Annotated in this window: 17 protein-coding genes and 1 tRNA gene; 9 read left to right on the top strand and 9 right to left on the bottom strand. The window is 56.2% G+C overall.

All coding sequences use genetic code 11. The features are described 5' to 3' along the window. The first annotated feature begins 10 nt into the window (after positions 1-10). Positions 11-1,450, top strand: a complete 1,440-nt coding sequence (locus tag ACR0BI_RS13945) for an amidase family protein (protein ID WP_170391946.1) — start codon at positions 11-13, stop codon at positions 1,448-1,450. Positions 1,451-1,721: 271 nt separating this feature from the next. Here ACR0BI_RS13945 and ACR0BI_RS13940 read toward each other — a convergent pair whose 3' ends face one another. Then, the gene (locus ACR0BI_RS13940; protein WP_170391948.1) at positions 1,722-2,483 is read right to left on the bottom strand and encodes an NAD kinase; all 762 of its coding nucleotides are present in this window, start codon (positions 2,481-2,483) and stop codon (positions 1,722-1,724) included. 168 nt (positions 2,484-2,651) lie between these two features. Between ACR0BI_RS13940 and glyA the strand changes: the two genes are divergently transcribed. Then, positions 2,652-3,947: a serine hydroxymethyltransferase gene (gene glyA, locus ACR0BI_RS13935; RefSeq protein WP_480562365.1), complete on the top strand. Its 1,296-nt coding sequence runs from the start codon at positions 2,652-2,654 to the stop codon at positions 3,945-3,947. Between the two features lie 69 nt (positions 3,948-4,016). Here glyA and ACR0BI_RS13930 read toward each other — a convergent pair whose 3' ends face one another. Further along, positions 4,017-4,391: a hypothetical protein gene (locus ACR0BI_RS13930; RefSeq protein WP_170391953.1), complete on the bottom strand. Its 375-nt coding sequence runs from the start codon at positions 4,389-4,391 to the stop codon at positions 4,017-4,019. Positions 4,392-4,480: 89 nt separating this feature from the next. On the opposite strand from ACR0BI_RS13930, the gene ACR0BI_RS13925 reads away from it, so the two are divergent. Further along, a complete protein-coding gene (locus ACR0BI_RS13925) occupies positions 4,481-5,239 on the top strand; it encodes an alpha/beta fold hydrolase (RefSeq protein WP_480562366.1) in 759 nt (252 codons plus the stop codon). Here the strand turns inward: ACR0BI_RS13925 and ACR0BI_RS13920 are convergent, their stop codons facing one another. From ACR0BI_RS13920 to ACR0BI_RS13895, 6 genes are all read right to left on the bottom strand, one after another. After that, a complete protein-coding gene (locus tag ACR0BI_RS13920; protein WP_170391965.1) occupies positions 5,240-5,425 on the bottom strand; it encodes a hypothetical protein in 186 nt (61 codons plus the stop codon). 83 nt (positions 5,426-5,508) lie between these two features. Beyond that, positions 5,509-5,901 carry a rhodanese-like domain-containing protein gene (locus ACR0BI_RS13915; protein ID WP_170391967.1) on the bottom strand — a complete coding sequence of 131 codons (393 nt, stop codon included), beginning with the start codon at positions 5,899-5,901 and terminating at the stop codon, positions 5,509-5,511. A gap of 72 nt (positions 5,902-5,973) precedes the next feature. Next, a complete protein-coding gene (locus ACR0BI_RS13910; protein ID WP_170391969.1) occupies positions 5,974-7,314 on the bottom strand; it encodes an HlyD family type I secretion periplasmic adaptor subunit in 1,341 nt (446 codons plus the stop codon). 3 nt (positions 7,315-7,317) lie between these two features. After that, a complete protein-coding gene (locus tag ACR0BI_RS13905) occupies positions 7,318-9,624 on the bottom strand; it encodes a type I secretion system permease/ATPase (protein ID WP_480562367.1) in 2,307 nt (768 codons plus the stop codon). 36 nt (positions 9,625-9,660) lie between these two features. Further along, positions 9,661-11,607 (bottom strand): type I secretion protein, encoded by a 1,947-nt coding sequence (locus ACR0BI_RS13900; RefSeq protein WP_480562368.1) that lies wholly within the window; start codon positions 11,605-11,607, stop codon positions 9,661-9,663. Positions 11,608-11,735: 128 nt separating this feature from the next. Then, positions 11,736-14,183: a hypothetical protein gene (locus ACR0BI_RS13895; RefSeq protein WP_170391975.1), complete on the bottom strand. Its 2,448-nt coding sequence runs from the start codon at positions 14,181-14,183 to the stop codon at positions 11,736-11,738. Positions 14,184-14,796: 613 nt separating this feature from the next. Between ACR0BI_RS13895 and ACR0BI_RS13890 the strand changes: the two genes are divergently transcribed. Continuing rightward, positions 14,797-15,558, top strand: coding sequence for a helix-turn-helix transcriptional regulator (locus ACR0BI_RS13890; RefSeq protein ID WP_480562369.1), 762 nt, complete (start codon positions 14,797-14,799; stop codon positions 15,556-15,558). Further along, positions 15,551-16,048, top strand: coding sequence for a hypothetical protein (locus tag ACR0BI_RS13885; RefSeq protein WP_170391988.1), 498 nt, complete (start codon positions 15,551-15,553; stop codon positions 16,046-16,048). Before ACR0BI_RS13890 ends, ACR0BI_RS13885 begins: the two co-directional genes overlap by 8 nt. An 8-nt stretch (positions 16,049-16,056) precedes the next feature. Here the strand turns inward: ACR0BI_RS13885 and ACR0BI_RS13880 are convergent. Beyond that, positions 16,057-16,142: transfer RNA gene (locus tag ACR0BI_RS13880), tRNA-Leu, on the bottom strand. A gap of 203 nt (positions 16,143-16,345) precedes the next feature. Here ACR0BI_RS13880 and ACR0BI_RS13875 point away from each other — a divergent pair. From ACR0BI_RS13875 to ACR0BI_RS13860, 4 genes are all read left to right on the top strand, one after another. Next, entirely contained in the window at positions 16,346-17,389 is a 1,044-nt protein-coding gene (locus ACR0BI_RS13875) for a pyridoxal-phosphate dependent enzyme (RefSeq protein ID WP_480562370.1), read from the top strand. Then, the gene (locus ACR0BI_RS13870; RefSeq protein ID WP_480562371.1) at positions 17,386-18,531 is read left to right on the top strand and encodes a M24 family metallopeptidase; all 1,146 of its coding nucleotides are present in this window, start codon (positions 17,386-17,388) and stop codon (positions 18,529-18,531) included. Before ACR0BI_RS13875 ends, ACR0BI_RS13870 begins: the two co-directional genes overlap by 4 nt. Further along, on the top strand, positions 18,528-19,241 hold the full coding sequence (locus ACR0BI_RS13865) for an aspartate racemase/maleate isomerase family protein (RefSeq protein ID WP_170401345.1): 714 nt from the start codon (positions 18,528-18,530) through the stop codon (positions 19,239-19,241). Before ACR0BI_RS13870 ends, ACR0BI_RS13865 begins: the two co-directional genes overlap by 4 nt. A 132-nt stretch (positions 19,242-19,373) precedes the next feature. Next, entirely contained in the window at positions 19,374-20,474 is a 1,101-nt protein-coding gene (locus ACR0BI_RS13860; protein ID WP_480562372.1) for an ABC transporter ATP-binding protein, read from the top strand. The last annotated feature ends 66 nt before the right edge of the window (positions 20,475-20,540 follow it).

Here is a 20,540-nt window from a genome sequence, read left to right as displayed (position 1 = left end):
GAGGACGAGCATGACACAGGGCGATATCTGGCGTTTTGATGCAACAGAATTGGCTGCGCTGACCCAAGCTGGCGAGTTGAGCGCAGAAGAGGTGATCAGTGATGCATTGGAGCGGATGCATCAGGTAAATCCCTCGCTGAATGCTGTCGTGGACGATCTGGGCACAGAAGCGTTAGAGCGTGCATCTGCGCTTGATCAGGCGCGCCGCAATGGTGCCTCGGTTGGACCGCTGCACGGGGTACCCGTGACCATCAAAGTGAATGTCGACCAGAAGAACCATGCCACCACAAATGGTGTGGTTGCCTTGAAGGATGTCATTGCCCCTGATGACGCACCGGTGGTTTCAAACTTGCATAAGGCGGGGGCCATTGTCATCGGGCGGACCAATACGCCCGAATTCTCGTTCCGCGCTGACACGGATAATCCACTTCATGGGCGCACGCACAATCCTTGGGGCCGCCATATCTCGCCCGGTGGGTCGTCCGGGGGCGCGGGGGCTGCGGTCATGGCGGGCATCGGTGCCCTGGCTCATGGCAACGATATCGGAGGCAGTCTGCGCTTTCCGGCAGCGGCCAATGGTGCGGTTACAGTGAAACCGGGGCTGGGCCGCGTACCGGCCTGGAACCCCAGCCAGAAGGTGGAACGCGGGATGCTGGCACAATCGATGTCGGTACAGGGCTTGCTCACAAGAAGCGCAAAGGACCTGCACCTTTCGATGCCCAGCCTGATCGCCCCGGACGCCCGCGACCCCTTCCATGTGCCAATGCCTTGGCGCGGCGCGGGGCCGGACACCCCAATCAAAGTTGCGTTCACCAAAAATTCGTTCGAATACGCTTTGCACCCCGAAGTGGACAAAGCGCTAAGTACCGCTCGGGAGGCGCTGGTAGATGCCGGATATATAGTTGAAGACATTGATCCGCCGGATGTGTTCGAATGTGGGCGCATCGGCTATCGCGCGCTGATGGGTGAAGTGCTGACGTTGATGAAAAACGATATCGAGGCAGTCGGGTCTCAAACCATCCGTGATATTTTCGAGGTTTATTTTCAGGAGTTTCCTCCGATCGTAGGCGACGAACTGATTCAGGCGTTGGCGCAACGCAGCCATTTTGCGCGCCAATGGTCGCTATTCATGCAGAAATATCCTTTGGTCCTGTCTCCATTCCTGCCGCAACCGTTCTTCAGACCTGATCGCGATACCGAAGGTGCGGAAGGCGTTCATGAGGTGTTAGGATGCGCGGTCTATTCTTATGCGATGAATTTCCTCGGGCTGCCCGCCGCCAGCGTTCCCGCACGCTTGGCCGAATTGCCGAATGGGCCGCAACCGATCAATGTTCAGATTGCTGCTCGACGCTGGCGTGAGGATATGGCGGTGGATGCAGCGGTCGCGATCGAAGCGCGTGTGGGGCAGATGGCTCCGATTCTGTGGGATCGAATGAGCGCGCAAACCTGAGACATCGTCACTCAGGCCTCACAAATGAAATAGACCCCGGGATTTTGTCCCGGGGTCCGCATACTAAAATATGCCCGGATTAAGATGACGAGCGTAGCACCACCCACCCTCGCCAGCGCGAAAACTGCGCAACCATTCGAAAACACCTTTAGATGGCCACTCACTTCCACCTCGGCGTGTTCTCCGGGCAACTTGAAGTTAACAAACCCTTATCGCGTTGCATGTGAACTGGTTCACACAAGCGGTGGAAAAATGATCAACACGCTGAGATTTAAGTAAATTGTTCGGAGATCAATCGTTCTTCCAGGCCGTGGCCAGGGTCAAATAGAATACGATGCTGGATCGCAATCTCAGACCTGATCTCGACCCAATCGATATCCGGAAACGATATGGAATCGGCCGCAACGATAACCGGGCGTTTGTCAGCCTCGATCACATCGAATCTGACTTTCGCAACTTTCGGCAGCAAGGCGCCACGCCACCGCCGGGGGCGAAACGCGGCGATTGGCGTCAATGCCAGAACGTCCGCGCCAATGGGTACAATGGGTCCGTGAGCGGAATAGTTATATGCGGTCGAACCCGCCGGCGTGGCAAGCAATGCACCATCACACACGAGTTCGGCCATGCGTACCCGCCCATCAACGCTGATCCGCAACCGCGCTGCCTGCGGCCCCGCACGAAGCAGCGAAATCTCGTTGATTGCAAGTGCTTGGTGCTTTTGGCCCGCCTGGTCCATTGCAGTCATCGCCAATGGATTGATGACTTCTTCCTCTGCCTCTGCTAGCCGGGCCATCAGATCAACTTCGGCATATTCGTTCATCAGAAACCCGATGGTACCGCGATTCATTCCATAAACCGGCTTATCCAGGTGCTGGACGCCCTGCAACGTCTGAAGCATGAAGCCATCACCACCCAGCGCCACCACAACATCTGCGTCTCTCGGCGCTGCATTTCCGTAGCGCGCCACAAGCGCATCCCGGGCGGTCTGCGCAACCTTGGCATCGCTGGCCAGAAAGGCGATTCTCTTTGTCATGTTTTATAGTTTCCAGTGCTGCACATTTGGTTCCGAAACAAACATACCTTTCCGCAATAGGCCAGAGTTGACGCCATAGAGGGCCATTTCGTCGCTTTACAACCTTTCTGACACACGTCGTTTCCGATAGGAAATCCGCCAGATACACCCCAGCCATGCGGAGCGCACATGAACGCCAATCTTCGTGACAACGGATTTTTCACCCAGTCCCTCGCGGATCGTGACCCCGAGCTGTTCGGCTCGATCACATCTGAATTGGGCCGCCAGCGCGACGAGATCGAACTGATCGCCTCGGAGAACATCGTCTCTGCCGCCGTGATGGAGGCGCAGGGCTCGGTCATGACCAACAAATATGCCGAAGGTTATCCGGGCCGCCGGTACTATGGCGGCTGTCAGTTCGTCGACATTGCCGAGAACCTGGCTATCGACCGTGCCAAGCAGTTGTTTGGGTGTGAGTTTGCCAACGTCCAACCGAATTCGGGATCGCAGGCGAACCAAGGTGTATTTCAGGCGCTGATCAAGCCCGGTGACACCATTCTAGGAATGTCGCTGGATGCAGGTGGTCACCTGACCCATGGTGCGGCGCCGAACCAGTCAGGCAAGTGGTTCAACGCGGTACATTATGGCGTGCGCAAGCAGGACAACCTGGTCGACTATGATCAGATCGAAGCGCTGGCAAAGGAACATAACCCCAAGCTGATCATCGCCGGAGGCTCGGCCATCCCGCGCGTCATCGATTTTGCCCGCATGCGTGAAATCGCTGAAATGGTCGGCGCCTATCTGCATGTGGATATGGCCCATATCGCCGGTCTGGTTGCCGCAGGCGCGCACCCTTCGCCCTTCCCGCATGCGCATGTGGCCACCACCACCACGCATAAAACCCTGCGCGGCCCGCGCGGCGGCATGATCCTGACCAATGATGAAGCGATTGCCAAAAAGGTAAACTCGGCGATCTTCCCGGGCATTCAGGGTGGCCCGCTGATGCATGTGATTGCTGGCAAGGCCGTTGCCTTTGGCGAGGCACTGCGTCCTGAGTTCAAGGACTATATCAAGCAGGTCGTTGTGAATGCGCAGGCCCTTTCAGATCAGCTGATCAAGGGTGGCCTGGACACTGTGACCCACGGCACCGATACCCATGTGGTTCTTGTCGACCTGCGCCCCAAAGGCGTTAAAGGCAACGCAACCGAGAAAGCTTTGGGCCGGGCACATATCACCTGCAACAAGAACGGTGTGCCGTTCGACCCCGAAAAGCCCACGATAACCAGCGGTATCCGTCTGGGCTCGCCCGCCGGAACCACCCGCGGTTTTGGTGAGGCCGAGTTCCGCCAGATCGCAGACTGGATCATCGAAGTGGTCGACGGTCTGGCCGCAAATGGCGAAGACGGAAACGGTGCGGTCGAAGCCAAAGTTAAAGCCGAAGTCGCCGAACTTTGCGCGCGCTACCCGCTTTATCCGAATCTCTGATCCAATACGGATCTTAGAACAGAAAACGGCGCCCTGATCGGCGCCGTTTTTCTTTGAGGCGTGCAGCGGTCAGATATACCCGCGCCATCGTAGTACGAACACAGCCAACGCCGCCAACACGATCAGGCCCAACGCAAGCGAACCAAGAAAGCTCAGGAACCATCCCCAACGTCGATCTGCCAGATTGATCGCGTTCAGGTGGCCTTGCACCTCGTCCGACGCTTTTTCGAGCCGGGGCATATCCAAAACCATCCGCAGTTTGGGATGCTCGGCCATCTGCTCGGCCTCTGCCAGAACCAAGGCCTGTTTATAGACCTTGCGCGGCAAACGCCGCTTTGCGCGCCGGACCGAGGCAATCAGGGTCTTGTCTTTCACGCCAAGCTTTTTACGCAGCAACCGAATGGTCTCTGCGATCCGGGTCTGGATATCGATTTCCTGCGTCATTGGCGCCTCCTGACGGGACAATGTAGCCGCGCGTCACACCGGCGGCAATGGGGCTGGTTGTTCCGCGCGGTGACGCGTATCACAGAAGCATGCTAAATACGATCATCCATGGCGACCCGACCGATCATCCGCCCCTGCTGATAGCGCATGGCCTCTATGGTTCGGCGCGCAACTGGGGAGTCATTGCGCGGCGACTGTCGAACGAAAGACAGGTGATCGCCGTCGATATGCGCAATCACGCCTACAGCTTTTGGGATGCTCAGCATGGCTACCCGGATTTGGCGCATGATCTGGCCAAGGTCATCGACAGCGTTGGCGGCATCGCCGATATCGTCGGGCATTCCATGGGTGGAAAAGCTTCGATGGTGCTGGCGCTGGAATATGGCGATCTGGTGCGCAAGCTGGTCGTCGCAGACATCGCACCAGTGGCATACAGCCACAGCCAGATTCAATTCATCGAGGCAATGCGGGCGGTAGATATGTCCCGCGTTCAGCGTCGTTCAGATGCCGAAGCACAGCTGGCCGATCTGGGCGTCGAAAAGGCGCTGCAGAGCTTTTTTACGCAGTCTTTGGATGTTGAGGGAAGCCGCTGGCGGCTGAACCTAGATGTACTGGCCAGCGAAATGCCAAAGATCATGGGCTTCCCCGAGATTTCGACCCATTGGGACGGCCCCGCTCTGTTCCTGTCCGGCGCAGCATCAGATTATGTGCAGCCCGAATACCGAGAGCAGATTCGCACCCTGTTTCCTGCAGCTCGCTTCGCCAAAATTCCCGGTGCGGGGCACTGGCTGCACGCCGAGAAACCCCGCGAATTCGAAGCTGCAGTCAGGACCTTCTTGAACGCTTAATCAAGCGCCTTGATACAGGCGTTTTGCCACCAGCCACGACACCGGCGCGGCAACAACCGCCCCTGCTGCTGCGGCGGAAACGATGGCCATCCAGGTCACCATTCCAACCGCTAGGACCGCAATCACGGCAGAACCCGCGATGGCTGTGGCGATCAAAGAATAAAGCGTGGCTGCTAGGCGTATCATGGCCAGTATCCTGTGTTTAAGCTTCTGGCCTTTACATTACAGCAACGGAATATGTGTGACTTTGATTTGGGTCAGATATGTAGCTACATCCCGCGATCCATGGGCCCGGTCGCCTCACCACCGCCATTCACCCAATCCGCAAAGCCACCCAGATTGTAGACGTGTAAATATCCCATTTCCTTAAGCAGTTTTCCAGCCAGCGCTGCCCTTCCGCCAGACGCACAATGCAGGATGATCACCCGATCCCTGCGCAGTTCTGCATCATGGGAAGGCAACTCGGGGTCGGCCCGAAACTCCAGCATACCGCGCGGGATATGATGCGCACCGACCGCGCGCCCTGTCCTTTCCAGTTCAGGCGCATCGCGAATATCCAACAACAAGGCACCCTGCCCGATCAGTTCTTTGGCCCGGCTGGCGTCGATACGCTCAACCACCGCGTTTGCAGCTTGCATCATGTCTTTGACCGTCAATGGCATTTGCGCCCCTCCAGGAAATGAATCCGTGCAAGGCTAACATGCAGAAAATTGAAGGTGTAGACGTTCAGACCCTTAATGTTCGCGGAAAGCACGCGACATACTGTCAACCACCGGCTTGGCGATATAGGCCGCAAAGGTGCGTTCCTCGGTCTGGATCATGATCTCGGCGGGCATTCCGGGTGTCGGCACGAAGCCCCGCACGCGACCCATCTCTTCCGTGGTCAGAGAAATGCGCGCCAGATAGACCTCTTGCGGCATACCGGCAGAATCCTCGACAAGCGAGTCAGCCGAGACGTAATAGACCTCGCCCTCAAGCACTGGGGTTGTCCGTTGATTGAGCGCGACTAGGCGCACCGTCGCGATCTGCCCGGTGACCACGCTGTCGATCTCGGTACGCGGGATCTGCGCTTCGATGATCAATGGCGCATCGGCGGGCAGAATCTCAGCAATCTGTTCGCCAGTTTCGATCACCCCGCCCGGCGTGTGGTGATGAAGTCGCACCACTGTGCCTGTCACCGGTGCACGCACAACGGCACGGGCCAGAACGCTACGGGCCTGACGGGCTTTTTCACGCACACTTTCAAGATCGGCTTCAATAACGCCCAACTCGTCCAGCGCAGCCTCGCGGTAGGCTGAGCGGGTGCGCAGAATCTGCTCTTCATACTTCAGCAGCATCTGGTTTACCTCAGCCGTTTCTGCGCGCAAACGCGCCAGTTGACCTTCGGCTTCGGCCTGCACCCGGCGGATCGTATTCAGATCACCTTTGCGCACTAATCCTTTTTCAAACAACGAATATTTGGTCTCGTATTCTTCCTCGAGAATCTCTGATCGCCTTTCCATGCTGACCAATTGTGCTTCAAATCCTGACGCACGAATTTTCAACGCCTCCATGTTGCGCTGCAGCAAAGCAATATCGTTCAGCAGTGTCTTGCGCGATACATCAAAGCTGAGTTTCTGATTGTCGAGGATCGTCATGACCTCGACGTCGTCCGATGCTTCGATCAATCCGGGCGAAAACACGAGGGTTTCCTGTTCGCTATGCTCAGCCAGCAACCGTTCGGTCATGGCCTGAAGGCGAAGTTTGCGAATGAACAATTCGCGTTCACTCGCCTCGGCCGAGGTCTGATCCAAAGTCATCATGATCTGTCCGGCTTGAACAGATTCACCTTCCGAGACCAGAATGTTCTCGATGATACCGCCTTCCAAATGCTGCACGATCTTGTTGCGGCCGGTCGCGACAAAGCTGCCTTGCGCGATGACTGCAGCGGCCAGAGGTGCACGGAAGGACCAGACGCCAAAGCCGCCAAAACAGACAATAAGCATGATAAAGCCAATCACGATGAATTTGGTGATCGAGCGCGGAACCTCAGAGTACCAAAGACCGCCTTCATCGGTGCGTGCCACGTCGTTCATCGCTTAATCCCCCTTGCCCTGTATTTCGGGCGGTTGCTGGCGCGGCCCGTTGAGCTGTTCTAGCACCTGTTCGCGCTGCCCGAACAGCGCCACGCGCCCATCGGTCAGCAGCATGATCTTGTCGACAACATTCAACAGAGTCGGCTTTTGCGTAATCACTACAACGGTGATCTTGCTTTCCTTTGCTTGCTGAATTGCGCGCGCAAGCGCCTTGTCACCTGCCACGTCGAGGTTCGAATTCGGCTCATCCAGAACAACCAAACGCGGGTTGCCGAAGAAGGCACGCGCCAAAGCAATACGCTGCTTCTGGCCACCTGAGAGAGGTGAGCCGTCGGCGGCCACAACAGTCTCATACCCCTGCGGCAGCGTTGCGATCATGTTGTGCACGTCGGCCAAAACGGCAGCATCGTGGATCTGCTCATCCGTGGCATCGGCACGCATCCGGCCAATATTGTCTTTGATGCTGCCGGGGAATAGCTGTACGTCTTGCGGCAGATAGCCAATATTTTCGCCAAACTGGCGGGGATCCCAGTTGCGGATATCCATCAGGTCCAGCCGCACACTGCCCGAGGTCGGCAGGATCGAACCCACCAGCGTTTTACCAAGTGTCGTTTTGCCTGCGCCTGAATTCCCGATGATCGCCAGAGTTTCACCAGGGTTCAGCGCAAAGGTAATCCCGTTCAGAACCACCCGCTTGGTGCCGCCTGGGACATATAGCAGGCGTTCGACATCCAACCGCCCCTCAGGTCGTGGTAGGCGCAGTTTTTCATATTGCAGGGCCGAGTTCGACAGCAGAGCCTTGATCCGCCCAAAAGCGCCGCGCGTAAGCAGGAAGGTATTCCAACCCTCGATTGATCCTTCGATCGGCGCGAAAGCCCGCCCCGCGATGATCGAGGCGGCGATGACCATACCGCCGGTAATTTCACCTTGAAGGGCCAGAAAGGCGCCCCAGCCCAGAATGCCGATCTGCGTCAAAAGACGGACGGCACGTGAAATGGCCGCGAAGATCACGTTACGATCCTGCGCCTTGACCTGCCATGTCAGCGATTGTGCGGTGTCACGCCCCCAGATGCGCACTGCCTCGGGGATCATCGCTAAAGCGTTGATGATCTGACTGTTGCGCGACATTGAATCCAGATGCTGGTTCGCCATTGATTGCGCCTGATTGGCCTTGGCAAAGGGCTTGGCGGTCATTTTCTGGTTGATCAGCGCGATGATCATCAGAATCACGGCCGTCGTCACCACAATCATCCCAAGTTGCGGATGCACCAGAAAGATCATCAGGATGAACAGCGGTGCAAATGGTACATCCAGAAATGAGATCAGAGTGCCCGAGACCAGAAAGCCCCGCACCTGTTGCAGATCCCCAAGTGTCTGATATTCGCGTCCGTTGCCGTGCAGCGAGGCATGGGCCGCAGCGCTAAGAACCGGGGCCCCAAGACGGGCGGCGACCTCGACCGCTGTACGCATCAGCATGAACCGACGAACGGCATCAAATGCGGCTTGAAAAATGACTGCTCCGGCAACGATTGCCGTCAGCATGATCAACGTATCCAGCGAGCGACTAGTCAGAACCCGGTCACTGATCTGAAACAGGTAGATCGGGATCGCTAGGATCAGGACGTTGGTCGCGCAGGTCAGTACCAGCACGAAAGCCAGATTGCGCCAAATCGCGCGCAGTGAGGTACGCAGCGTCTTCTGGAAATCTTCAGGCGGCGTGCGTTTGTGGAATGTTTGGGGTGGCCCCTTGCCATCGCCACCACCCGTCCCCGGGCGCAGCAAGGGTTGGTTGGCCTTGGCCTCGATCGTGGTGCCCATGCGGTCTTTACCATCCGACGGCGCAGAGGGGGTCATGCGTGCAGTCGATTGGTCGGCGGTTTCACAATCGGGGGCTTCGGTATCGGCCACCCCAGTGTCGCCACCCGCAGGATCCTTATCTTGCGCGGGCCGCGACGACGCGCGCCGAAGGGGAGAACCAGCGCGCGGTTGTGATGTTTGATCCAACTGCTCTGCCTGGGTCTGCCCCGGATTATCCGGTTGTGTCGTCGCCTGAGGCGCTTCTGATTGCCGCGATCGTTTCGCGGGCCCGGCAACCGGGGTGTCACTTGCTTCCGGGGTCTCTGGTTTGGTTTCGGGTTCCGCCAGTTGCATATCACTTGTCAAACGCAGGCGGGACGCTGTTTTTGCAAGTTTACTTTCATTTGGTTTTGCTACCCGATTTCGGAGTTCCAGGGTCAATGGGCCTCCGCCTCCGTGCCGGTCCAATGGACTTGCAAAACGGGTGCGGCGCGACGAAAAAACGATCGACATAAACTAACCTTCCGGTCACTCGTAAATCAGGAAATATTAGGCCAGCATGGTCTGCAGGCCATCGGAGGAATTCGCCATTTCGCTTGGCGTGAGATCGTTACCGTTAGGCCCAATGCCATTGTCGTGACCTGGCATACCCGCCTCTTCCATGATGGCGGCGATTGCCTCGTTGGTCATCTCGGCGATGTCCTCATTCGTGGGCATGTCAAGCAGGCTTGCCTGATGCAGTAGCAGGTCAGAAAATGCCCCATCCTGAGCCATAACAACCGAATCCACGCCGGCCTTGGTTACATTGGCGGCGTTCAGCATCGCATTGCTGCCTGCCAGAACCTCGGTCTCGTCCGCGTGGGGACCATTCAGATATACGTCATCCTGATCGGCAAGCATCGTCGATTGCTCGGCCACGTTGACCTGAACCAGCGATCCATCGATCTTGAGGACCCGCATCTGCTCCATGCCAGCAAACATCGGATCGTTCATTAGCGCCTCTTCCAGCGCTGCCATGTCGTCCTCGCCCATGGTCATGGCGTCGGCCATGGAGTCGTGCATCGCCTGATACGTATCTTCGCCTTCTTTCTTGAGAGAAACCTCGTTCATAACCAGGTTTGCGTCCGATCCATCGATGGGTCCGGGCAATCCGCCCATCACCACATCGTCATCCAATAATACGTGCGTCTGGACAAACGCATCGACCGATATCATGTCACCTTCGATCATGATCAGGTCATAATAACTGCCAAGTTGAAGAATATTGGTGACATCAATCAACTCGTTGTCGCCCAATGCGTACAGCGTGGTCGTCGCGTTAATCTCGGTATCAATATGATCGATATCCGTTGCGTCGATGTCCTGCTTGACAAAATTAGCAACGATCAGGTCGGTCGTAATCCAATCAACATGCACATATGCCGGGGCATCGTCTTCACTTGAACCTGTCTTAAGCCAAGGGGCTGAGTTGCCTTCGACCTCGATCGTCGACGAGTGCACCACATTGGTGCCCGAGCCGCCATTCGTGCCCTTGTCTGTGTCAGATACAACGGCGACCTGGCTCACCATGGCCAGTTCGATTGCTTTTCCACCGACCGCAATATAAGGCGCATCGACCCAGGCCACAGTTGCGTTCATCTCGTTGATCGCAAGGTTGCCGCCTGCGATCACCGTGTGACCTTCGGCAAATTCGTCTTCCTCGTCCTGAGCCCATTCTGCGGGCATCATATCGGGTGTTTCGTCGTCCTCTTCCTCGTCCGGTCTATGATGCGCAGGCAGAAGATCTTCCCATTCCGGGGCTTCGTCCACATACTCACCATTGACGATCACGCCCATCGCGTCTTCGCCGTGGAACTGATAAACAACCGCGCCTTCAACTTCGACATTGATCGGGGCCAACATCGCTTCGGCCAAAGACTCGACGTATTCAACCGACAAGTAGTCCGAGATCGAGAACGAGGGCACGGCAAACGCGTGCATCGATGCTGCGACCTGCGCAGCCGCCTCGGCCAATGCGATCAACTGATCGACATCGCGGAAATCTCCCTCGCCGACAACGTCATTGTCGCGTAGGAAAATCGTCTGGAACGTGTAGGTCACAGCAGACCCGATAAGCTCTGTCACAATCTCCAGCTGCTGCTCGATCACAAACGTTGCACCTAGGCCGGTTGTCGCTTCGGGTAACGGCGGACCGTCTGAGAGTGGTGGTTCAAGTACAACGACCGTTTCAAATTCAGGGCCGTCGGTTGGGGGTGGAAGTTCAGGAGTGGCGGGGGGGGTGTCAAACCGATAGGAAAGCGGACCATATTTGCCTGGGTCCAATTCAAGATCTGCCTTGATCCGGATCTTTGCGGGTTCTTCCAGTTCGTCCAGTTCCGCCTTGCGCCGCATGGCGGTGAACTCTTCGTACTGATCCCTCAACCGGGCTTTTTCAATCGTAAGATCAAAAGATCCAATAAAGTGTGCAATCTTTTCGGTAACACTATCGAATGACATTTCGATGATCCCTTGCCCCCTTGCCGACTAAAATTTCCGGTTCGGGATTTGCTGGGCCGAGGCCACATTACGCGGCCCCGGCGATTTCATTGAACGGGGGCCGATAATGCGGCCCCCGCGAATTGGTCTTAGACCTCGGTGTCGTCGCTCGAATAAGTCGAGGTCATCGAACCGCCAACCATGGTCGTATCGACCGAGTTACCAAGCACGTTGGCACCCTGTACGATCGATTGGTTGAAGGCGTTCGTATCGACGACTGCTGCTGCGGATGCATAAGACTCGCCGTTGACGATACCATCGCCACCATTATCCGAACCCCAGGTACCGCCATTACCGCCAGCACCACCGGCACCCGAATATGCACCGGATGCTTCACCACCGGTGTTCATTGCACCTGTGGTTGCACCACCAGTAGACGAGCCCATGACGTCGCCGCTGGTACCGCCAGTCGATGCCGCTGCACCACCGGCACCGCCGTCACCTGACATCGCAGTACCTGTTGCATCACCTGAAGCCATCGAGTCCGCATCATTATCGGACGAAGCATCTCCACCGTATCCGGCAATCGCTTCGGCAAGGCTTTCGGCATAACCATCGTTGGCTGAATCGGCCCATGCTTCAGAGTCACCGCCGTTTCCGGCTTCGTTGGTTGCGTCAGCTGAACCAGCACCGCTTCCGGCCGAGCTTGCCTCGGGGTTGGCCGTACCGCCAGCGCCACCAGTACCTTCAGCCGATGCCATTCCATCGCCGCTGGCGTCTGCTGATCCATTACTTGTGTTGGTACCACCATTACCACCAGAACCGTCAACGTCCTGATCATTGTCGGCAGAGCCATCGATATCACCAGGTGACTGCGTGATTACAGGGCCGGCAGCATCTTGGTCACCAACACCTTGCGCATCAGCATCCGTGTCAACGTAGCCGCCGCCTGCACCACCGGTTCCTGTACCGCCAGCACCCGGTCCGCCAGTACCTGTGCCACCAGTACCAGTACCTCCAGTACCCGTACCACCAGTACCTGTACCGCCAGTACCCGTACCGCCGGTACCTGCACCACCAGTACCACCGTCTCCGCCGGTACCGTTCGAGTTACCAGCTGCTGCAGCTTCTTCGTCTCCGTCAGGATCTTCCTCTTCCACAAGGAGTACCGGGAATGGGAAGGCTTCTTCTACCGAGCCGGAATCTCCGCCGGTGCCGTCGCCACCGTTGGCATTGCCACCGGAGCCTTCGCCACCAGTGCCTTCACCGCCTGAGCCTTCACCGCCTGAGCCTTCGCCCCCGGAGCCTTCGCCACCGGAGCCTTCGCCGCCGGAGCCTTCGCCGCCGGAACCGCTACCGCCATCGGCATCATTCCAACCCATCGCGCCAGCGCCAGCCAGACCCAAACCAATATTGCCTCCAGAGGAAGACTCGTTGGCTTCGTTGGTTCCGTCGCTAGAGTTGTCTGCCGAACCATCGTTATCGGCATCACCAGCGCCACCATCGGCACCGTCGTTGGAAGCATCGGTGCCTGCCAGACCAAGGCCAGCAGCTAATGCCCCAGATGTATTGTCACCACCGTCTGCATCGCCATCGGCGTTCGCTCCGGACAAACCAAGACCAAGACCAAGGCCAATCGATCCGGCATTACCACCGTTACCACCAGTCGAGTCACTATCGGAACTCGCTTCGCCGTGGTTGTCGGCATTAGACTCGCTGTCTGCTGCGCCGCCTTCGCCGCCGGTGCTGTCACCGTCTGCGCTGGCACTCGAATGACCAAGACCCAGGCTTGCGTTATAGGTATCACCCGAAGATGCGCCATCTCCACCTGTCGCAGCGCTATCAGCATTTCCTGAATGACCACCAAAGGCCAGCGAATGGCTGCCATTGGTGTCGCCATAGGCTTCACCACCATAGCTCATGCCGCCATCGCCAGAGGAGCCACCGTCGTTGTTTACGTCGATACCATCTTCAGCATAGGCTTCACCGCCGTTGGCGTCACCGCTTTGTGTGAAGTCGCCTGAATTCTCGACACTTGCTGTACCCAAACTGTCATTGTCTTCCAGGCTGGCAAACTGCTGGTTGATCGACGCGAAATCATTTCCGGGACCATCTTGCGAGATATCAATGTTGACGTCGTCGCCGGGATCGTAATTTACATCGTCACCGGCAGTAATAACGTCGCCGACATCACCTTCGACGTCCTCAATATCAACGTCGACTTTGTCATCGTCGCGCGGAATCCACTCTCCGCCGCCGAAGTCGATATCTACGGTCGCGGTATTGGTGTTGCTGTCGTCACCGCCATTGGTCTGTGAGTTGCTGTCGTTACCACCATTGGTGTTGCTGTCGTTACCACCATTGGTGTTGCTGTCGTTACCACCATTGGTGTTGCTGTCGTTACCACCGTTGGTGTTGCTGTCGTTACCACCGTTGGTGTTGCTGTCGTCGCCCTGCTGTTGTTGCTGCTGCTGTTGCTGTTGGTTCAAATCTTCAACAGCCATCTCTTCTTCTTCCAGCTGCGGTTCGTCTACAACAGGATCCTGATCGTCGATAACTTCTTGGACATCGGTGATTGGAGCTAATCTGCGTTCCATAATAAGTTCCACTTTTACTGAAGCACCAGACCGCCATTCATCTACAAAGCGGTAACAGGCGCGGTTTGAAACAGACTTTGCGCGCAACGTGTCAATCTGGACACTCGCGCGGCCGTGAAGGTCTTCTGTTTGGTTTGCCCCCCTTTCTCGGCTAAGCCGATTCCATGACCACGGAGAATTCGCAGAAATACGCGGACCGCAGGCACGTCAGGTCTAAGATCACTTCACAAATTGAAGCTTGGGCATGGTTGCAGCGATAAGGGGATGTGCATAGCTGGCCGAAAGGGCTATTTTCCGTAATTAGCTGTTTAATATATATATTTTTCGAATTCTGGCGTATTTCGCACCAGATTTGCCTCAGAAACAATCATGCGCAAACATATAGGATTATTAACCCTGAAATTTCATAAAGTTACGCTAAAACTATATACGAAAAACCTGATCAAAGGTTCTAGTACGCGGTATTGCGGAACCCGCCTTTGGTTGCTGAAACACGTACTTTCAGCTATGATAAGGTACTATTTGAGTTCAAAGTTAATGTTTCGCGCCACCCAGTTCTGTGCCCGATTTAAAGTTTCAGAGGGCGGCGATTGTATTAGTGGGGGGAAGATCAATGAATATTTCATTGCAAGAAGACGCCCGTGATCAGATTGAATATCCCGAAGAGCTGTCGATCATTTTTATCGGCAAGGAATTGTTCTACTCGAACCAAACCCTGAGAAGTGTTCAAAGCGAATTTGGCGTTCGTGCATCAAGATATGAAAGCCTTGACGACCTGCTGGCTGAGAGTGGGAACTCTGTTCCCTCCGAGCGCATCATTGTCGTGGATCAGATGATGCTCGAAGATCTGTTGGCGCGGCCCGCTGATTATTCCCGGCTCGCCGAGACAGGATGTCTGGCCTTCGCCTATCGCAAGAAAAGTCCGGCCCGGGTTCTGTTCGAACGCTGGGATCGTACCCGTTTCGGCAGTGTCGGGTATTTGCCAATGAACGTGGCGCCGGATGTTTGGCGCGCAATATTGCGGCTTCTGATGCACGAAGAGCTGCACCTGCCCTGCTTTCTGGCCGACAGCATGAACGCAACACAAAGTGCGCCAGGCACACCTATCGAAAAACAGCCTGCAACCAGAACCCGGTCGCCTGACAAACTGTTGCGATACTCAAAGCTGACGCGCCGCGAAAAGCAAGTCCTGAGGCTGGTATCGCAAGGCAAGAGCAACAAGACCATTGCGTCGAATCTGGGCATCACCGAACACACCGTAAAACTGCATATGCACAATGTCTCGGGCAAGATCGATGTGAGCAACCGGACTGAAGCTGCGCATTTTTTCTTTGAGGTCGCGCCGAACGAAGCGCGCAACGCGCCCGTTGGATGAGGCATTCGAAACCCGGTTCGACCGGCTCATTCTGTTGGTGGGTCGGCTCAACTATATGTGGACGAACACGGAAAGCCTGCTGATCCACCTGATCGCAGGTCTGACCGGAGCCAACAAAGATGTTGCGGTCATCATATTCCTGACGCTTAACACCACACGTGCCCGTATCGATCTGGTCGAACGTCTCGCCAAGATGGAGGGTCGCCCCCCTGAAATCCGCGATCCGATTCTCGAACACACCCAGCGGTTGTCGCGCCTGTCCTCTATTCGAAACAAGTACAATCACTGCATCTATTCTTTCGATCAGGAAAGCGGAAATCCAAAGACCATCCTGATGCGCATTGCTGATCGCAAGACTGACATCAAACTTGGTCGTGAAGACACAGTCGACGACAAAGCAATGAAAGAAATCGAGGATGTTGTCACTCAGCTCTCGAATGCCAACAGGGATATCTGGAAATTGATCACCCAACTGGGTTTCCCTGTCTGAGATGGTACTGGTGCGGGCGGTGGGACTCGAACCCACACGGCACTAAGGCCTTCGGATTTTAAGTCCGATATGTCTACCATTCCATCACGCCCGCACATCATCGTCGAAGTTTTGTCTCGCCGCGCCGATGTCGTGTGCAGACACTTACAACCAACCAAAACGATTGAAAAGATACTCATTCATCAGAACCAGGGATGCATGCAGAACACGAACACAATCCTGCTGAATCAAGGCCGAGCTTGACAGCCTTCGGCCAATTCGTTCACGTCGGCGCAACACAAGATCAGGGAGCGAGCGATGAAACTAGTCAGTAACCCGTTTCGAGGTGGTTCTAAGCTTTCGGATCAGGCCCCTTATCCCTCCGAAGAGACAGATGGGTTGGGCCGGCATCGATTCTTCTGCCCTGACTTTGTCGAAACGCCCCTTGTGAATGCATCGGCGCTGGCACCCGTTGCGAATCTCTGGGTTAAAGATGAGCGAAGCCGTATGGGCCTGGGATCGTTCAAAGCGCTGGGTGCGGCTTATGTGATCGCCTGCGAAGCGAATGACATCTCGGTCACGCCAGATGGTAACACGCTCAAAGGGCGCACCTATGTTACGGCAAGCGCGGGCAATCACGGGATGAGCATGGCCGCGGGCGCGCGCACTTTCGGAGCTGATGCAGTTGTTTACATCGCAGAAACAGTTCCAGAAAGCTTTGCAGATCGCCTGCGCGCTCAAAACGCACAAGTGGTCCGGGCGGGTGCGGATTACGCCGCCAGCATGGAAGCAGCCAGTCAAGCGGCGCGGGACAATGGCTGGACTTTGCTCTCGGACAGTTCCTGGGAGGGGTATACTGAACTACCGTACTTGCTGATGGAAGGGTATCTGCAAATGGCGGTCGAAGCCGCCGAGCAATGTAATGAGGCACCAACGCACATTCTTCTGCAAGCCGGTGTTGGCGGCATGGCCGGAGCCGTCGCTGCCTATGCGCGGGTCGTTTGGGGAGATGCTCCGCAGATCATCGTTGTCGAGCCAACCTCTGCCCCGGCGCTGCAGGCCAGTATCGAAGCGGGGCATTGTGTGTTTGCTGACGGGCCCGACAGCATCATGGGGCGACTGGATTGCAAAGAGCCCTCGCTGATCGCCTTGAACGGCTTGGCCCGAGATGCCGATCTGTTTGTGACAATCGAGGATGACACTGTCGAAGAACAGCTTCCGGCTATGGCGAAGGCCGGGTTGGAAACCAGCGCTTCGGGCGGTGCTGGCATTGCGGCCGTTCTGAACGACGCGATCCGTAGTGAACTGGGTATTGGACCGAATTCCAAAGTGCTCTGTATCTTGAGCGAGCAACCTGCATGAGAGGTTTCGCACCAGAGGAATTCGCGACCCGCGTTGCACGCGCCCAGCATCGGATGCAAGAAACCGGTCTATCGGCCCTGTTGCTTACGACTGAGCCCCAGCTTCGCTATTTCACAGGTTATCTCACCCGTTTCTGGGAAAGCCCAACGCGGCCTTGGTTTCTGATCGTTCCGATTTCTGGCAAGCCGGTTGCAGTAATCCCATCCATCGGTGCTGCATTGATGGCACAGACATGGATCGACGACATTCGAACCTGGAGTGCACCCGACCTTGAAGATGATGGGGTATCCCTGCTGGCCGATACACTGAGAGAGTTGACGCCTGAAAACGCCTCAATCGGCTGCCCCGACGGGCATGAGACCCATGTAAGGATGCCACTGGCCGATCTAAGGCATCTCGAATCCGCAATTGGAGCGCGCCAAATTACGGGTGACCATGGCATCCTACGGGCGCTGCGCATGGTGAAATCTGACGCCGAGATCGCAAAGATTCGAACTGCCTGTCAGATTGGTTCCCACGCCTTTGCACGAGTGCCCGAGATTGCCTCAGCAGGGACACCGTTGGATCAGATATTTCGAAACTTTCAGAGACTCTGCCTTGAAGAAGGTGCAGACTGGGTGCCCTATCTGGCCGGAGGGGCCGAGCAAGGCGGGTACTCGGATGTAATCTCACCCGCGACACAGATCCCGCTTCGCATAGGCGATGTGCTGATGCTCGACACCGGCCTCGTTCACGATGGCTATTTTTGCGACTATGATCGCAATTGGTCCGTCGGCCCAGCGACCAAGGCGGTACGCGATGCACATGCCAGATTGGTCGAGGCTTCGAATGCAGCGTTTGATCAAGCCCGTCCCGGCGTGACGGCTTCTCAGCTTTTTCATACGATGAACACCATACTTACCGATGGCAGCGCGGGAACCGATGCAGGGCGTCTGGGCCACGGGTTAGGAATGTCGTTGACCGAATGGCCTTCGCTTATTCCGGATGATCATACTGAACTGCAACCAGGAATGGTTTTGACGCTTGAACCGGGTATTGCGGTCGATGGCAAAATTCTCGTGCACGAAGAAAACATCCTGATAACCGAAGGCGCGCCCGAATTCCTCAGCCCCCGGATAGGACCGGAGATTGCCGAGATATGAGCACGTTGCCGTACACACTGGATCCTGACGATCCCTCGGCCGTACCAATGGGGCTGATCGTTTTACAGACTGACGAGACAATCGAACCTGAGTTTCGTAGCCTTTTTATCGATGACAAAAGCCCTCTTTATGTCAGCCGCATTCCCAGCGGGGCCGAGGTTAACACCGACACGCTGGCGCAGATGGAGACCGACTTGCCTGCAGCGGCTGATTTGCTGCCAAAGGCGCGGCCCTATCGAGTTGTTGGCTATGGATGTACGTCAGCCAGTTCGGTTATCGGCTCGGATCGGGTTGAGCAGATGGTCATGCAGACCTGTAATACATCGACCGTTACCAACCCGTTGCGGGCAGCCTCTGCCTGCGCGAGACATTTGGGCGTCTCAAAATTTGCACTGCTGTCGCCCTACATTGAAGAAGTAAACACTCCGTTGCGACGCGCGTTTGCAGAACAAGGCATCTCGATGGATGTGTTTGGCACTTTCGGCGAATCCGAAGAAGCCAAAGTTGTGCGGATCTCAACCGATTCCGTGGTCGATGCCGCCGTGCGGCTGGGAAGAGATTCAACAGTCGACGCCGTATTCTTAAGTTGTACGAACCTTCGGACACTGACGGCTATCCCGAGGATCGAAGCGCAGATCGGCAAGCCTGTCCTGTCAAGCAACCAGAGTTTGGCCTGGCATATGAAACAACTGAACGTGTCGCAAAATTAGGCAAATGCGGCGTTTACGCGACTCCAATTGCTTTACGGGCTTGCGACCATTTGTTAGCCTCGTCATCAATGCACGAGAAGATCAATGAGGCCCGGACCAACCGGGTAATCATTTGACGCAACAGGGGGTCTTGTGACCGACACAAATAGCGACGCCGCGTTTGTTGAATTTCAACGCGTTCAAAAGTCTTATGATGGCGAGAACCTCGTCGTCAAAGATCTCAACCTGGCAATGCCAAAGGGCGAATTCCTGACCATGCTTGGGCCGTCCGGATCAGGTAAGACGACCTGCCTGATGATGCTTGCCGGATTCGAAACCGCCACACATGGCGAGATTCTTCTGGATGGAAAACCCATCAACAATATCCCTCCGCACAAACGTGGCATCGGGATGGTGTTCCAGAACTACGCTCTGTTCCCGCATATGACTGTAGCCGAGAACCTTTCGTTCCCGCTGGAAGTCCGCAAGCTGGGTAAGTCCGAGCGCGAGGAGAAGGTCAAGCGCGCGCTGGACATGGTGCAGATGGGTGCCTTCGGCAATCGTCGCCCCGCGCAGTTGTCGGGTGGTCAGCAGCAACGGATCGCACTGGCACGTGCGCTGGTGTTCGAGCCCGAACTGGTTTTGATGGACGAACCGCTGGGTGCGTTGGACAAACAACTACGCGAGCATATGCAGTTCGAAATCACCCGTCTGGCGCATGAACTGGGCATTACCACCGTCTACGTGACCCACGACCAGACCGAGGCATTGACCATGTCCGACCGTGTTGCGGTGTTTGACGATGGCCGCATTCAGCAACTGGCCCCGCCGGATCAGCTGTATGAAGAACCCGACAACAGTTTCGTGGCGCAATTCATCGGTGAAAACAATACCCTGGAAGGTGTTGTTAAATCCATCGATGGAGATACCTGCCTTGTGCAATTGGATGACGGCTCGGAAATCGATGCGGTGCCGATCAACGTGCACAATCCGGGCGAACGTACCAAGGTCTCGATCCGGCCCGAGCGCGTAGAATTCAATAAAAACCGACTGCATGCCGATGCACATACGCTGAAAGCAACGGTCAAGGAATTCATCTATATGGGCGACGTGTTCCGCTTCCGCATGTCGGTGGCGGGCAATGACGAGTTCATCGTCAAAACACGGAATGCCCCCGACGCCATCCGTCTGAATCCCGGACAGGAAATCGAGATCGGCTGGCTTGCAAAGGATTGTCGTGCGCTCGACGCATAGACCAAGCCGCGCGGTACAAACGTGGCTTACCGAGGGACCAGCTGGCGAAAACCCGTGCGTCAGCTG

The sequence above is a fragment of the Ruegeria sp. E5 genome (assembly GCF_056534105.1).
The sequence above is the reverse complement of the archived record's forward strand: the minus strand, read 5'-3'. Positions and strand labels throughout refer to the sequence as shown.